General features: G+C 42.9%; 17 protein-coding genes. 9 read left to right on the top strand and 8 right to left on the bottom strand.

Features of this window, described 5'->3' with window-relative positions; genetic code table 11:
* The 5 genes from IM500_RS20830 to IM500_RS20850 all read left to right on the top strand — a co-directional run.
* Positions 1-534 (top strand): RNA-guided endonuclease InsQ/TnpB family protein (locus tag IM500_RS20830; RefSeq protein WP_287739456.1); only part of this gene is annotated, 534 nt, incomplete at its 5' end.
* Between the two features lie 44 nt (positions 535-578).
* A complete protein-coding gene (locus tag IM500_RS20835) occupies positions 579-1106 on the top strand; it encodes an RNA recognition motif domain-containing protein (RefSeq protein ID WP_147073274.1) in 528 nt (175 codons plus the stop codon).
* Between the two features lie 72 nt (positions 1107-1178).
* Complete coding sequence (gene rpiA / locus IM500_RS20840) at positions 1179-1889, top strand: ribose-5-phosphate isomerase RpiA (protein ID WP_061431129.1); 711 nt, start codon at positions 1179-1181, stop codon at positions 1887-1889.
* A gap of 741 nt (positions 1890-2630) precedes the next feature.
* The gene (locus tag IM500_RS20845) at positions 2631-2960 is read left to right on the top strand and encodes a hypothetical protein (protein WP_197533163.1); all 330 of its coding nucleotides are present in this window, start codon (positions 2631-2633) and stop codon (positions 2958-2960) included.
* A 73-nt stretch (positions 2961-3033) separates the two neighbouring features.
* Positions 3034-3198 (top strand): hypothetical protein, encoded by a 165-nt coding sequence (locus IM500_RS20850; RefSeq protein ID WP_190721554.1) that lies wholly within the window; start codon positions 3034-3036, stop codon positions 3196-3198.
* A 108-nt stretch (positions 3199-3306) separates the two neighbouring features.
* On the opposite strand, the gene recF is transcribed toward IM500_RS20850, so the two are convergent.
* Positions 3307-4434, bottom strand: a complete 1128-nt coding sequence (gene recF, locus IM500_RS20855; RefSeq protein WP_190721552.1) for a DNA replication/repair protein RecF — start codon at positions 4432-4434, stop codon at positions 3307-3309.
* Between the two features lie 173 nt (positions 4435-4607).
* Between recF and IM500_RS20860 the strand changes: the two genes are divergently transcribed.
* Positions 4608-5180: a DUF2808 domain-containing protein gene (locus IM500_RS20860; protein WP_190721550.1), complete on the top strand. Its 573-nt coding sequence runs from the start codon at positions 4608-4610 to the stop codon at positions 5178-5180.
* 101 nt (positions 5181-5281) lie between these two features.
* On the opposite strand, the gene IM500_RS20865 is transcribed toward IM500_RS20860, so the two are convergent.
* A complete protein-coding gene (locus IM500_RS20865) occupies positions 5282-5926 on the bottom strand; it encodes a Uma2 family endonuclease (RefSeq protein ID WP_190721548.1) in 645 nt (214 codons plus the stop codon).
* 316 nt (positions 5927-6242) lie between these two features.
* Here IM500_RS20865 and IM500_RS20870 point away from each other — a divergent pair, with 316 nt between their 5' ends.
* On the top strand, positions 6243-6413 hold the full coding sequence (locus tag IM500_RS20870) for a metallothionein (RefSeq protein ID WP_002754961.1): 171 nt from the start codon (positions 6243-6245) through the stop codon (positions 6411-6413).
* Positions 6414-6511: 98 nt separating this feature from the next.
* Positions 6512-6883, top strand: a complete 372-nt coding sequence (locus IM500_RS20875) for an ArsR/SmtB family transcription factor (protein ID WP_199328787.1) — start codon at positions 6512-6514, stop codon at positions 6881-6883.
* On the opposite strand, the gene IM500_RS20880 is transcribed toward IM500_RS20875, so the two are convergent.
* Entirely contained in the window at positions 6880-7668 is a 789-nt protein-coding gene (locus IM500_RS20880; RefSeq protein WP_190721546.1) for a pentapeptide repeat-containing protein, read from the bottom strand. The genes IM500_RS20875 and IM500_RS20880 overlap by 4 nt on opposite strands.
* A gap of 201 nt (positions 7669-7869) precedes the next feature.
* Between IM500_RS20880 and IM500_RS20885 the strand changes: the two genes are divergently transcribed.
* A complete protein-coding gene (locus IM500_RS20885) occupies positions 7870-10932 on the top strand; it encodes a sll1366 family intein-prone helicase (protein ID WP_190721545.1) in 3063 nt (1020 codons plus the stop codon).
* Here IM500_RS20885 and IM500_RS20890 read toward each other — a convergent pair.
* The 5 genes from IM500_RS20890 to IM500_RS20910 all read right to left on the bottom strand — a co-directional run.
* Entirely contained in the window at positions 10929-11801 is an 873-nt protein-coding gene (locus IM500_RS20890) for a DUF6515 family protein (protein WP_190721542.1), read from the bottom strand. The two genes, IM500_RS20885 and IM500_RS20890, sit on opposite strands and share 4 nt — an antisense overlap.
* Before the next feature lie 203 nt (positions 11802-12004).
* A complete protein-coding gene (locus IM500_RS20895; RefSeq protein ID WP_002772118.1) occupies positions 12005-12247 on the bottom strand; it encodes an AbrB/MazE/SpoVT family DNA-binding domain-containing protein in 243 nt (80 codons plus the stop codon).
* Positions 12248-12338: 91 nt separating this feature from the next.
* Positions 12339-13115 (bottom strand): DUF2092 domain-containing protein, encoded by a 777-nt coding sequence (locus tag IM500_RS20900; RefSeq protein WP_190721540.1) that lies wholly within the window; start codon positions 13113-13115, stop codon positions 12339-12341.
* A 32-nt stretch (positions 13116-13147) separates the two neighbouring features.
* On the bottom strand, positions 13148-13810 hold the full coding sequence (locus IM500_RS20905; RefSeq protein ID WP_190721537.1) for a potassium channel family protein: 663 nt from the start codon (positions 13808-13810) through the stop codon (positions 13148-13150).
* 132 nt (positions 13811-13942) lie between these two features.
* A partial coding sequence (locus IM500_RS20910) for a zinc ribbon domain-containing protein (RefSeq protein WP_287739457.1) occupies positions 13943-14223 on the bottom strand: 281 nt, incomplete at its 5' end.

The raw sequence follows: 14223 nt of genomic DNA on the forward strand, positions 1-14223 counted from the left end.
AAAGTATCAAGACAACGTAAAGACAAAGCAATTAAAGACGCTTTGGCGTTAGTCCAGTCTAATGATCTGGTAGTCTATGAAGCTTTAAAGGTAAGAAACTTAGTCAAAAACCGTAAGCTTGCCAAGTCGATTTCTGATGCTTCTTGGTATCAATTCACTCAATGGTTGAATTATTTTGCCAAGATTTATCGGATTGTTTGTGTTGCTGTGCCGCCGCATTTCACTTCTCAAGATTGTTCAGTTTGTGGGACGAGAGTGCAAAAAACATTAAGCACTAGAACTCATCAATGTCCTAACTGTAAAACAGTCTTAGATAGGGATCATAATGCAGCAATAAATATTCTTAAAAAAGGGTTACAATACTTGGGAAATTATCTCAACGGTACTGTTGGGCAAACAGAAACCGACCCAAACGCCTTGGGAGAGTCCGGCCTCTGGATTCTTAATGGAGACATTGAGAATCTAAGCTGTCTCGTTGAACAAGGAATTTCTAACAGCAATGTGGAAAGAATCCCCCGTCACAGCGTAGCTTGACGGTGGGAGTATGTCAAATCAACCTATACTTGGAGGAATCCATCATGTCCGTTCGTCTATACGTTGGTAATTTGCCCAAAGAATCCGTCGAGCGCGAAAAATTACAGGCGCTTTTTGCCGATGAAGGGGATACGATTACCACTAAAGTCATCAAAGATCGCAAAACTGGCAAATGTCGCGGTTTTGCCTTCGTTACCGTCCCTAGCGATGAACTAGCTGACCAGTTTATCGAAAAATACAACGGTCAATCCTTCATGGAAAACCCGATCAAAATCGAGAAAGCTCTCCCCCGGAGCAAGGGAGGTAAAGAAGAAGGAGAAGAAGCAGAAGGGCCGGAGGCCAGCGTAGAAACCCCGGAAAAAGTCGAAAGACCGACTCCGAAACCGACGACGGCAGCACCGCGCAAATCCAGTAGTGGTGGCGGCGGCGGCAAAAAACGCAAGGCTGAACGGGGTGGCAGTAGTACCCCGAAAGTTACCGGCGATGGTGACGCTTTACAGCCAGATCCCCGTTGGGCTAATGAATTGGCTAAACTCAAGGAAATGTTAGCAGCTCAGGCCACTAATCCCTAATTGCATTGACAAGAGGGCAACGGATAGCCGATAACTAAGAGGTTCAAAACATCGCTTTTAGGAATGTGCATCATGACAGCAATCGATCCGGTCATTCTCATGAAACAGGAGGTCGGTAAAGCCGCCGCTAATCTAGTTCAATCTCATTCGGTCGTGGGATTGGGAACTGGTTCAACAACGGCCTACGCGATCGAGTATCTGGGCGCTAGACTGCAAAGCGGGGAAATCAGCAATATTGTCGGGGTTCCTACTTCTTTTCAAGCGCAAGTTTTGGCTAGGAAGTACGGAATTCCCCTCACTACCCTCGATGTCATCGCAAAGATGGATATCGCTATCGATGGGGCCGATGAGGTGGATCCCCAGAAAAACCTGATTAAAGGCGGCGGTGCTGCCCATACTCAGGAGAAAATTGTCGATAGTCTCGCCGATATTTTTGTCGTGGTAGTGGATGGCAATAAGCTGGTGGATAAGTTGGGATCGACTTTTCTTTTGCCGGTGGAAGTGTTACCCATGGCCATGACTCCGGTGATGCTGAAATTAGAGGCCCTCGGTGGTAAACCTTCTCTGCGCATGGGAGTGAAAAAAGCTGGCCCCGTGGTGACAGATCAAGGCAATTTAGTTATCGATGTTAAATTTGATAGTATCGATGATCCGGCTGATTTGGAAAGAACTATTAATAATATGCCGGGGGTTTTAGAAAATGGTTTATTTGTCGGGGTTGCTGATCTGATTCTCGTCGGTGAAATTATCGACGGTAAGCCGGTAGTCCGCGAGATTAGGTAGGATTAATTATTCTTAATCTAATAGTGAAACAGGCCTGCGGCCTGTTTTGTTATTATGGGTATATACAGACAAAGAAAAAAGTCAAGGACGTTTTACCAGACCCATCGTTAGGGGGAATCGAGCAATTTTGGCTCAAATAATATTTGCTTTTAGCTAATAACAAATCTCTAGCTATTGCCAGAAGTCAATACCTTCGAGAGTTAACCCTCAGAATCGGAATTACCTGAAGCTAGGCAAGGGAGGTGATGTCGAGATGATTACACGAGATATCCCCAAAAGCGACAACCCGATCACGGACTGCTTTTCCCATCTGTACTAACAAAAATAGTTCTATAGCTGAACTGTATGTCTTTCGTTACTAATTCAATTTCATCGAAAAACTATGGGAGAATTAGAATCATTTCTATTCGAGTAAATCCCTTGACTAGAAAAGTTTTCAGCTTCGATATAATGATATAAGGGAGCATCTCACCTTTGTAACCCTTAAATCAGGTTTTTATGTCAAGCTATTTTGAAAGCCTTGCTAGAAAACAGTTTTAGGTATAAGTATAATTACTCACTTGCATAAATGAGATGCTCCCCGATATAGTATTATGTAGATTTCTATTATGAGTTACCTATATGAACACAAATAACGACCGAAAACACCTAAGATTATTGTCAATATTTCATTACATTGTGGGAGGAGTAATTGCTTTTTTCTCTCTTATTTTCTTGGGTCATTTTTTTATAGGAATAAGCATGATTACCTCCCCTGAATCATTCCCGATGGAGCCGTCGGGAGAGTTACCCCCCAAAGCATTTGGATATCTATTCGCCGCTCTAGGTGCAACAACAGTACTGCTAGGAGAAGCTTTAGCGATTTCTGCGATTTTTTCGGGTCGATTTCTCAGCCGTCACAAGAAATACTGGTTTTCTTTTGTGATAGCTTGCATCCTCTGCTTGTTCACCCCGTTGGGTACAATTCTCGGAGTCTTCACAATTATCGTCCTTTCCCGCCAATCGGTTAAGGAGCTATACGGACTTTCTAACAGCAACAATTTAGCCAGCAATCAGGATGACCGCGATTGACAGCAATGGTCTGTAAATAAAGGTTCATAAGCTTGAGATCGTATTATGGTAAGAATCTACTATCCGAGAAATCTTGAATTTTGACACCTTACAATTTTTTGGGCAGAACCATGGTTGGTACTTGGAAGCTGGTGGTGAATGGTTAGTAATTTATCAATTAAACCAAACAATTAAACCAGAATATATGAGAAATTTTCTAGAGCAAACTACCGAGATATCGCAGCTATTTACTGAATGAGTAGCTTTAGTTTAGGGTTAAACTGCTGAGGTGACTAGAGAGTGGAAAGATAGGGAGAAAAACCTGATAACTGATAACTGAATATGGCTGAAGGCTGGTGGCTATAGGCTAATAAAAAATATGTCCCTTTTTGACAGAAAATACTTGGGAAGATTGCAACCAACGGGACTCAAAAGAACTGAGATGAGTGGTGGTAATTAAAGTTTGAAAACGGTCTTCGATCGCATCTAATAATTGATTTTGTCGTTCGATATCTAATTCCGCTAAAACATCATCGAGGAGTAGTAGGGGAGGTTCCCCGATAATCTGCTCTAATAACTGTAATTCCGCTAATTTTAAGGCTAAAACTAAGGTTCTTTGTTGTCCTTGGGAACCGTAGGATTTAGCGGGGTTTTGGTTAATTAAAAAATCCACTTCATCCCGGTGGGGACCGACTACCGATGTCCCTAGTTGTTTCTCTGCCAAACGACGGGTTTCAATCTTATCTAAAAAAGCCCTTTGTACCCCATTGACATCATCTTCTACCCAAGGCACATTGGGAATATATTGTAATTCTAAAAGTTCGGTTTTTCCGCTAATACTTTCGTGCCATTTTTGGGCTAAAGGAATTAATCTTTGCAGGACTCGCGCCCTTCTTCTCGTTACTCTTGAACCGGTTTCTGCTAGTTGTAAATCCCAGAGTTTTAGCTGGGATAAATCCCCATAAACTTTTCCCTCTAATTCCTGTTTACGAATCTCTTTTAAGAGAGCATTTCTTTGTCGTAAAACCTGATTATATTGCTGTAAAATATGAACGTATAGGGGTTCTAATTGAATTAATAAAGTATCTAACCAATCTCGGCGAGCTTCCGGACCACCGCGCACTAAATCCAGATCGAGACTAGAAAATTGTACCGCATTAATCACGCCCAAAAAATCGAGATGACGGCGCAGGGGTTGACGGTCGCGGATCACGGTGCGACGACCGGAAGAACGGAGAATTAAACTTAATTCTGATGCTCCATAAAGACGATTAACCCTAGCAAAAATTCTCGCCTCCGAGTCCGATTCTAGCACCAGATCCCGATCCTTGCTGACTCGATGGCTCTTGAGAGTGGACAAAAGTTCGATCGCTTCTAGTAAATTGGATTTTCCCTGAGCATTATTGCCCAATAATATTGTTTTTTTGGACTCGAATTTTAGCAACTGTTCGGCATAATTTCTAAAACTGTGAAGATGTAGGTGTTCGAGATACATTGCAAGTTGGGGGTTAGCTGTTGGGGGTTGGGGAAGTGAGAAGTGGGGTGTGGGGTGTGGGGGAGTGGGGAGAAAACAACTGATAACTGATCACTGATAATGGCAGCGGTTTAGGGTTAAGTGAATTTGGTATAATTGCCCTTGACAATCAATATTTTATAGTAGCTTTTACCTTGAAAATTCCTTTTTTGCCTTTAAAACAGACTGAAAGTCTATCTAAACTCGCTTTGATTGCTATACTCGCTTTTGATGCTTCTGTGTCTCTCGCAGGACAATTTCCCGATGGCAGAGTATTTTTTGAGAGTTCTCCCACTCTGGTTAATTTCTCCGCTACTTTCCAATCCGTGCGTACTTGGGGGGCAAAATACTATCTTACCATCGCTCTACCGCCGTCTCTCGGGGCGTCCTTGGGTAAAGTAACCATACAACAGCAGCCTAATATTCAAACTATTGCTTTTCTTCTCGATCAAACCTTTGCTTTTCTTGGCGATCGCAATCAGCGAGGCGAAAAATTAACCCTAAAATCCACTACTTTTGACCCCAATACTCAGACGATTACGGTCATTTTTGATCCTCCTGTCCCCCCCGGTAATACCGTTTCCATCGGTCTGAAACCAGTACACAATCCCGATTATGGTGGTATCTATCAGTTTGGAATCACTGCTTATCCCCCCGGGGACAATTCTCCCGGATTAGCTCTAGGAGTCGGACGTTTAACAATTTACGATGCTGGCGATCGCTGGTAGGCCGTTCTGCATCTAAAAACAGCAATCAGTGAGCAGTAATCAGTGAGCAGTAAAAAGACAGTAGGAAACCTCAGTTCCCTGACTTCGTTCTTGATTTGAGGTCAAGGATTAAGCGTTTGCTTGACCCAAATTCGGAATTGTTTTAATGCCATGGCACTACCGATTTTTTGACTATTTTGTAGCGTTTCTGGAATTTTTTCTATTAGATTAAATTGAGAAAATATTCGGCTTTGGGAAGATTCAACATATTCTGATCCTTGCAAAACACTGATTTCCAGTCTCTCTCCATTATATCGCCACAATTCAGGAACACCCAATCGCTCATAATTATTAAATCGGGTTCGCTTAGTAATATCAATTTCAATTGCTAAATCGGGAGGGGGATCAATAGCCAAATCAAGGCGCTTTTTTCCCCTGACAGCAGCACAATTTTCGATATAAAAAGACTCATCTGGTTCTATTCCTTGATCCATTTGTTGATTTTTAAAGGTTGTTGATCCGGCGGGTTCATAGTCTAACCCTAATTCATCTAGGAGAACTTTAACCAAATCCCCGATTAAAACTTTGGTATTTTCATGAATAAAAAGAGGAGTCATTGCTTCTAAAGTTCCCTGACTATAAGATAGACGAATTGACCGTCGATCTCCCAATTCGTCAAGAATTGTTTCATAATCTTGCCAAGTGAGTGAAGTTAACAACAGGTGGTCGCCTGGAGTAACAGTTAGTTGTTTTAATGCTAATAACATCAGAATTTGTCGGCTCAGTTGTTATAATTGGGCGGTTTAGTCAGTATTTAACTTTTTTCTACCTTAGATTATATTATATAGCCGTTTTCATCAGAATGAGGCATGGGCAAGGGGCTTAAACTCTTTGTTGGCAAAACTTGTCGATACCTCAGTAACGTGAAAAGCTCTATATGCAAACTGAAAACTCAAATCTGATCACTGATCAAGGAGAACTTCCCACCCGTCTGAGTTTTAGAAAAATTTAACTTTATTCAATCCATGAACATCTGTTCAGATGTTATACTAAAGTCAGTAAAGAAGTTCCGAGGTAGTAACCATGATCGCTGTCACCATGATGAAATGTGCTTGTAAATCCTGTTTGTGTGTAGTATCGATCGCCGATGCCATCAAAGAAAACGATCAATACTACTGTTCCCAAGCTTGTGCCAATGGTCACGTTAACGAGAACGAGAAAGGCTGTGGACACCAGGGCTGTGGTTGCGTTTAAATTTAGTTATTGGGGAGAAGGGGACAAGTATCGGGATTGAAGATTCGATCGATACCTCCCTTTCTCAACTTTCCCTTAATAACCGATCAGGAAAAAACATGGCCATAGAAAAAATAGCACCGGTTTGTGGGGAATCCCATCACCAAGGGGCGAAATTCCAGAACTTGCAGGGATTAGAACTAGAAAAAGCCCAAAAAATGGCCGAATTTTTCAGCCTTTTGGGGGATGCCAACCGTCTCAGAATTTTATCGCTTTTAGCCAAACAAGAATTATGTGTTTGTGACTTAGCCGACGACTTAGGGATGAGTGAATCGGCCGTATCCCACCAGTTAAGAACCCTAAGAGCCTTAAGATTAGTTAAATACCAAAAACAGGGACGGAGAGTCTTTTATCGTCTTGCCGATCATCATGTTCTTGACCTTTATTACGCGGTCTCGGAACATTTAGAAGAGCCAGCGGACGAGGATTAAAACAGTCCCAAAGCGGGTAAAACAAACTGTAAGAGCAGAGAACCAATCCCCTGCACCATTTGGTCTAATTGAGCGTTGCCACCACCTTGTTCTCGCGGTTTTAGGGCGATTTCCATGCCTTTAATAAAATTCTCTGCCGCTTCGTAACCGGGGGTATTACCTTGTCGTTCAAAGAGAGTCGAAGCCATTTGAGCGTCCTGGGCCGCTAGAGCATTTTGTCCCAGACGATAGTGAGCCATGGCCCGGGCCAGATAAGCTGGAGCATATTCTGAGTTAATTGTCAAGGCCTTATTAAAATTTTCTATAGCGGTGCTGGTGCGTCCCTGTTTTCCTTCCACCATCCCTAGACCATAGAATAGTTCAGGAGTACCGGCACTACTGGGAATTCCCACCGCACCCTGCACGTATGCAGTGTCTAGTTTGGTGTTGTCGAGGTTAGCATTATTGAGATAAGTGCCTCTTAAATCCGCACCCGTCAAGATTGCCCCGGTTAAGTTCGCTCCAGTCAGATTAGCACCAAAAAGAGAGGCTCCAGTTAAATTTGCGCCACTCAGATCCGCCCCACTTAAATTAGCTTGACTAAGATTGGCCCCGACGAGATTGGCCCCATTTAATTTTGCCCCGACTAGATTCGATTGCACTAACCCCGAACCGCTCAGATCGCATTGGGGACATTTTCGGGTGGATAATAATTGCTGTAGGTGGTTTAGATCTTCCGTCTGACCAACTAGGGAGAAGTTAAGGGGAAGACTGAGGACGAGGGTGAGGGCGATCGATTTGTACATAGTTTAAAAAGAACTCTATTTATTCTTATTGATAATAACCATGCGATCGGGGCTAATCGCTTAACTAGATTCTGCTTGAGAAATCAGCCCTTGTCCACTAAAATAGAAGATTAGAGGCTCTTAAGGTCAGAAGAAGCGACAAAATCGAGATTTTTTGCCTTTTCAACAGCAGGTTTTTTAGAGGAATTTCCCTATTTCATAATGACTACTCTACACGGTAATTGGCTGATTCGTTCGCAAGATAGTGTTTTTTTTCTTTGGGGTGAACAGTGGCAAGGGAAGGAATTAAGTGAAACAAAGGAAAATCATCCTTTTTGTCTAGAATCTGGGGCATTAGCCCAATTTATCGAGAAATTTTCTCCTCAGCTTGACCGCTATTCTCCAGAATCAATCAAGCTCAGTTTACCTAGTTATTCTCCCCCAAGGAAAAAATATTTTTTACCGCTGCTGTCGGGGCAAATTCTCGAACCCACAGCTAAATCCTTGTCTTGGCAACCATGGCAGGTATCGGGATTAACTTTTTCTGCGGGGATGATAGTGCGGTTATGGGAGAAATTACCCCTAGCTAAGGCCGAATTTATCGGCAATGATCTACGATTTTGGCTGTATTTGCACCGTTGGAGTTTAGATTTATTAGCAAGGGGGAAATTTTTAGCAGGAATAAATCAAGGTAAAAGTTGCTGGTATCCCCTGCTAGATAGTACCATCGATCGCACTCGTTTAGCTAAGTTTATCCAAACCATCCCCCCGGTTTGTCTTGCCTATCAAGAAAATAGCGAACCACAAACAATTATTCTCGATTGCTTAAAAAATATTGTCGATGCTCGTTTGCGACAAAAGATAGATAGTAGTGTTAATATTTCCCCCTCATTGATGGTGAAACCCTGGCTACAATCTTTAAGCGGTGATCATCATGACATTGCCTTAGAAGCCAAGAATTTACAGCGTCTAGAAAATGCTTATAATAACTGGGTGTTTCCTATCCAAGAAAGTTTAGTTAATGGCAATAATCGCCAATTAATCGAGAATCAATACCGTGTCTGTTTATCTTTACAACCTCCCAGTCTAGGGACAGCGTGGAAACTCACCTATTATTTACAAGCGTTAGATGATCCCGAATTTCTCATTAGTGCCAAGTTGATTTGGTTAGAGGGCAAAGAAAGTTATCATAGTTATCAAAGAGTTGTCAATAATCCCCAGGAAATTCTCTTAAAAGGATTGGGATTAGCGGCGCGATTGTACGAACCGATTAGAATTAGTTTAGAGCAGAGACACCCGGAGGAATGTTCTCTTGATTCGATCGAAGTTTATCAGTTTATTCGCTCGATCGCTTGGCAATTGCAAGAGCAGGGATTAGGGGTAATTTTGCCAACGGGTTTAACTGCCGGTAGTAATGAACAAAGATTAGGAATTAAGATTGCTGCCAGTGTAACTCCCAAAAAAGGAGAAAGATTAAGTTTAACCAGTTTATTAAACTTTCAGCTTAAATTAGTGGTAGGGGAACAGGAAATATCGAAAAAAGATTTTGATAAGTTATTAGAGAAAAAATCGCCAGTGGTGGAAGTGGGAGGCAAATGGTTAATCCTACAACCTACGGATGTCAAAGCAGCTCAGGCAATTTTAAATAATACCATCGCTCCCCTGAATCTCTCGGTGGAAGATGCTCTGCGCTTGAGTTCAGGAGATAATAATCTAATTGCTAAACTGCCGGTAGTTAATTTCCAAGCGGAGGGAGCATTAAAGGAATTAATTGATAATTTAAATAACAATCAAGGGATTCAATTAATCAACCCACCGCGGGAATTTCGGGGGGAATTACGTCCCTATCAAATCAAGGGAGTTAGTTGGTTAGCTTTCCTAGAAAAGTGGGGTTTAGGTGCTTGTTTAGCCGATGATATGGGTTTAGGAAAAACCCCGCAATTAATCGCTTTTTTACTAGCATTAAAAGAACAGGATATGTTAGTTAATCCCGTGTTAGTGGTGGCTCCCACTTCTGTGGTCAATAACTGGGAACATGAATTAAGAAAATTCGCTCCCACCCTAGCTGTTTTTGTGCATCATGGCGAAAAAAGATTAAAAGGTAAAGCTTTTGCTCAAGCGGTAAAAAATCAATCGGTTGTTATTACCAGTTATCCTTTAATCTATCGCGATCTCTCCACTTTAGAAGCAGTACAATGGCAAGGTTTAGTTTTAGATGAAGCTCAAAATATTAAAAACTCTACGGCTAAACAATCCCAAGCAGTGCGAAAAATACCCGCAGGATTTCGGATTGCCTTAACGGGAACTCCCGTAGAAAATCGCCTGACGGAATTGTGGTCAATTTTGGATTTTCTCAATCCCAATTTTTTAGGAACTCAAGCCTTTTTTCAGCGCCGTTTTGCCCTTCCCATTGAAAAATACGGCGATCAAGAATCCCTGCATAATTTACGTTCCCTTGTCCGTCCCTTTATTTTACGGAGATTAAAAACCGATAAAAATATTATTGAAGATTTACCAGAAAAACAGGAAATGAATATTTTTTGTGGTTTATCGAAAGAACAGGGACAACTTTATCAACAATTAGTCGAGACAACGCTCCAGAAAATTGAAGAAATTCAAGGAATTCAGAAACATGGATTAATTTTAACCTTGCTAATGCAACTAAAACAAATTTGTAATCATCCCGCCCATTTTTTGAAAGAAAATAGTTTAGAAACCAGTCAAAGATCGGGGAAATTATTACGTTTAGAAGCCATGGTAGAGGAAGTGATAGCAGAAGGCGATCGAGCTTTAATTTTTACACAATTTGCCGAGTGGGGAAAACTCCTACAAACCCATCTCCAGAAAAAATTAGCCGAGGAAATATTATTTCTCTCCGGTTCTACCAAAGCAAAAGATCGGGTAGAAATGATCGAGCGCTTTCAAAATGATCCCCAAGGACCAAAGATTTTTATTCTCTCCCTGAAAGCGGGGGGAACAGGATTAAATTTAACCCGCGCTAATCACGTTTTTCATATCGATCGTTGGTGGAATCCAGCCGTAGAAAACCAGGCCACTGATCGCGCTTTCCGCATCGGACAAAAACGCAATGTTCAGGTACATAAATTCATCTGTACGGGAACCCTAGAGGAACGCATTAATGAGATGATCGAAAGCAAAAAACAATTAGCGGAACAAACCGTAGATGCCGGGGAAAATTGGTTAACCGAATTAGATACCGATCGCCTGCGAGATTTATTATTATTAGATCGATCGGCAATTATTGATGAAGAAGAAACCGATTAGAAGCGAACCACCTGATAAACCGTGGAACCATTCTCAAACAGAGGCTGATAATAGATACCGCTACAATTGTAATAAAGCGTATTGTCAGCCGTAATTGTGGTGCAGCCGTCTGGGATATAGGTGACAATTGCGCCGATTGGCGGGGCCACCACCGTGTAGGAACTACCGCTAGGCTGAAGATAGATGCCGTCCGAGTAAATGTAGGAAGTGGAACCCACATAGACGGTATTGTAGTAGGGGGGGAGAGTGGCGATCGCTGAACCGATGACTAAGCCGGTGGTCAAACCCACCCAACCCCAACCCGGGGGGACGTAATAACCGCCACCGTACCAACCGCCACCACGCCAGTAACCGTTGCGATTATCGTCAATAAAGTTCTGACGGTTCTGTTGGCGATCGCTAACCTGCTGCTGCCGTTCCCCCTGTCTTTCGCTGCGTTCCCCTTGACGGGTATCGGTTCTTTCGCTGCGTTCACCCTGCCGGTTTTGTTGACCGGTTTGCCGTTCACCCTGTCTTTCGCTGCGTTCCCCTTGACGGGTATCGGTTCTTTCGCTGCGTTCACCCTGCCGGTTTTGTTGACCGGTTTGCCGTTCACCCTGTCTTTCCGTGCGTTCCCCTTGACGGTTTTGTTGATTAGTTTGTCTTTCCCCCTGTCTTCCAGAAAAATCTCTAGAGGGTTGGGAACGATTACTAAAATTCCCTCGGTTTTGCAGATCACTACTGCGGTTGACCCGTGGGGAAGCTCCACCACCCCCACGACTACCACCACCACCGCCACCGCGAGCGTCCACATAATCCGTTACCAGTAAACTTGTACCCAAGAGGAGGGCGGCAAGAACACATAAGTTTTGACGTAAAGATCTTTTCATGGCCCGGACTCCTTGATTTTTTTATCTTCCCAGATTATTTTCTGCAAGCGTTCGACGGTTTCTGGTGCAAAAAAACGGGCGTTGCTGAATCAAGGTATGAATGCCAACTTTGCATCAGATGCAAAAGTTAGTTTGGCTCTAGGTTTTAAAAATACCAGAAAAGAAGATTCATATCTCAAATCAGCAACGCCTTAGAATGTATGTCACCAAACCTCCTCTCCCATTGGCCGTCCCCAATCCACTTCCGGCTCCGGTGATTCAACAACCTCAGCCAGTAGTTCTTCTAGGCTTAACTCAGGCAAGGCTTGAATTAGCTCAATTACTAGCTTTCCGTTTTCCACAGAACATTCAACAACGTCATTGGGATTGAGGTTTAGTGCTTCCACCGCATACTTGGGAATCCGAATCGCTAAAGAATTACCCCAGCGTCCAATCTGCGACTTCATTATCCCACCTCGAATTCGTTAGATATTCAAAGTATATCAAAACGCTGATTTAGGGGAATACCGACAAGCGATCGCATTTTATGAACAGGGTTTACTGCTGGGATTGATTATCCCTAGGGGGTAAAAGTTCGATAGGGATCGACTCTGATCCCGGTTGGAAAGTGAAAGTATCGGCGGAGGTACTGGGATTAAAATTCCAGTCGGATAATATTGCCGTGTACTGGGGTGAACCGGGTAGAGTTTTATAGGTGATAATCGCTTTCCTCAGTAGGGGGGTGGCATCCTGCGTGACCCAGATTTGATAATCGCGATCGCTACCGATCAGCAGCAGATGATACATCGGTTCGCGGTTGACCATGTCGTTGCCGATAAAAATAATTTGCTTGACATCGGCCATTAGCTCTGCACAGGGATCGTTCGCTGCCAGATTTGACATGGGAATGCTGATCCCGTACCTTTGCTCTACTTGGTCTAAGGCTTCATCTAGAGTATTTGGTGCTGGTTTGGTGACGTATAGATCCCGTTCCAGATCCGCGAGGGTGAAGGTTTTACCGTCGTAAAAAAAGCGGGTAACTCGTTCATCCCCAGTGTAGTCCGAGCGCAGGCGATCGGGTTTCTCTACCCAGATGTTTTGATAGGCACTGTACTGAACTTTCGCCCCGGATTCGAGTACATCGTCATAGGTGACATCCATATTGACGGTGAACGATCGCTGTTTGGTTAAATTAGCACAGAGTTGCTCGATCACCTGTTCCGCCGTTTTTGGGCGGATTTCCTGGGATAGAGTCGGTATTTCCGCCAAGACTCCTGCGGCAGTGACCCAAGGCAAAAGTAAAGAAAGAATCGGCATAAAGCGACGCATAATCATCTAATATTCTCCAAGGCGCTGGATTGTTTTGGTTAACGACCATTGTGTAAACTGACTAAACGAGCGATAAAAACGGCGGGATAGAGAACTCCAGTCATTCCTTCTAAATTGGCTAGAACTCTAGCGACTTTACTGGTAGGAACTATATCACCGTAACCAACCGTGGCCAGGGTAGTAAAGCTGAAATGAAGTAGATCCGCCTGGTTGACGGTTTTAGCGGCGGAGCTAAAGGAATCGGGTTCAAAAATCTGGACGATACTATAAGCGGATGCCCAGAAAAATCCTAGGAGAAAATAGACACAAATTCCCCCTTTGATGATATCGGATGTTACCTGTTCGGCGAGAATTAATTCTTGTAAAATCGAGTACACGCATAAACTAATAAAAGCTAGAGAAATTAATGTACTAGACAGATCGAACCAACCGGTTAAATCCCTATAAATAGGGATAATCGTGCCGAATACTCGCAGGATGAGGGCAATTAGAAACAGACCGATATTACATCTTAAAGCCAATTTACTGCGATCGATCTGATAGACGGCGATGATCACAGAGAGGGAGAAGAAAAAGAAAACTAGCAAATCTCCGAGGGGTAGATATACTAAAAATGGGTAAATAATGTAGAGCAAGACTAGATTTGCCAGCAGCCGATTGTATTTATTTTCTGTTGCCCGCATCAATTGACGGAATTTCATAGCAGCGAACCTTTAATTGGTAATATTTCCTCCTGCTAATTAATTTTAAGGCTATTTATCTCCTATCTTCTTTCTAAATTTTCTTGCCTAATTGACGCTCCCATCGCACTCAAGCGCTTGGGGATTCCCTGTTCATCCAGTTACCTTATCTACTAAGCTTTCACTTAATAGACAGTGGGTAGTCTGTCTGAGGGCTTGAATTTCTGTCCGCCCGACAGTATTTGCCCGTGCGAGAATGTTTATAGCGGCGTTTTCGTCTCTATCCAAGACACACCCACAAGAACAAACATGAGTTCTTACAGATAATGTTTTCTTGACGATATTACCACAACTAGAACATTGTTGGCTAGTGTATTGTTGGTTCACCGCTACCACAAACTTCCCGTGTATTTTCCCAAAATAGTCTAACCAAT

The sequence above is a fragment of the Microcystis sp. M179S2 genome, assembly GCF_020245805.1.
GTDB classification, from domain to species: domain Bacteria; phylum Cyanobacteriota; class Cyanobacteriia; order Cyanobacteriales; family Microcystaceae; genus Microcystis; species Microcystis aeruginosa.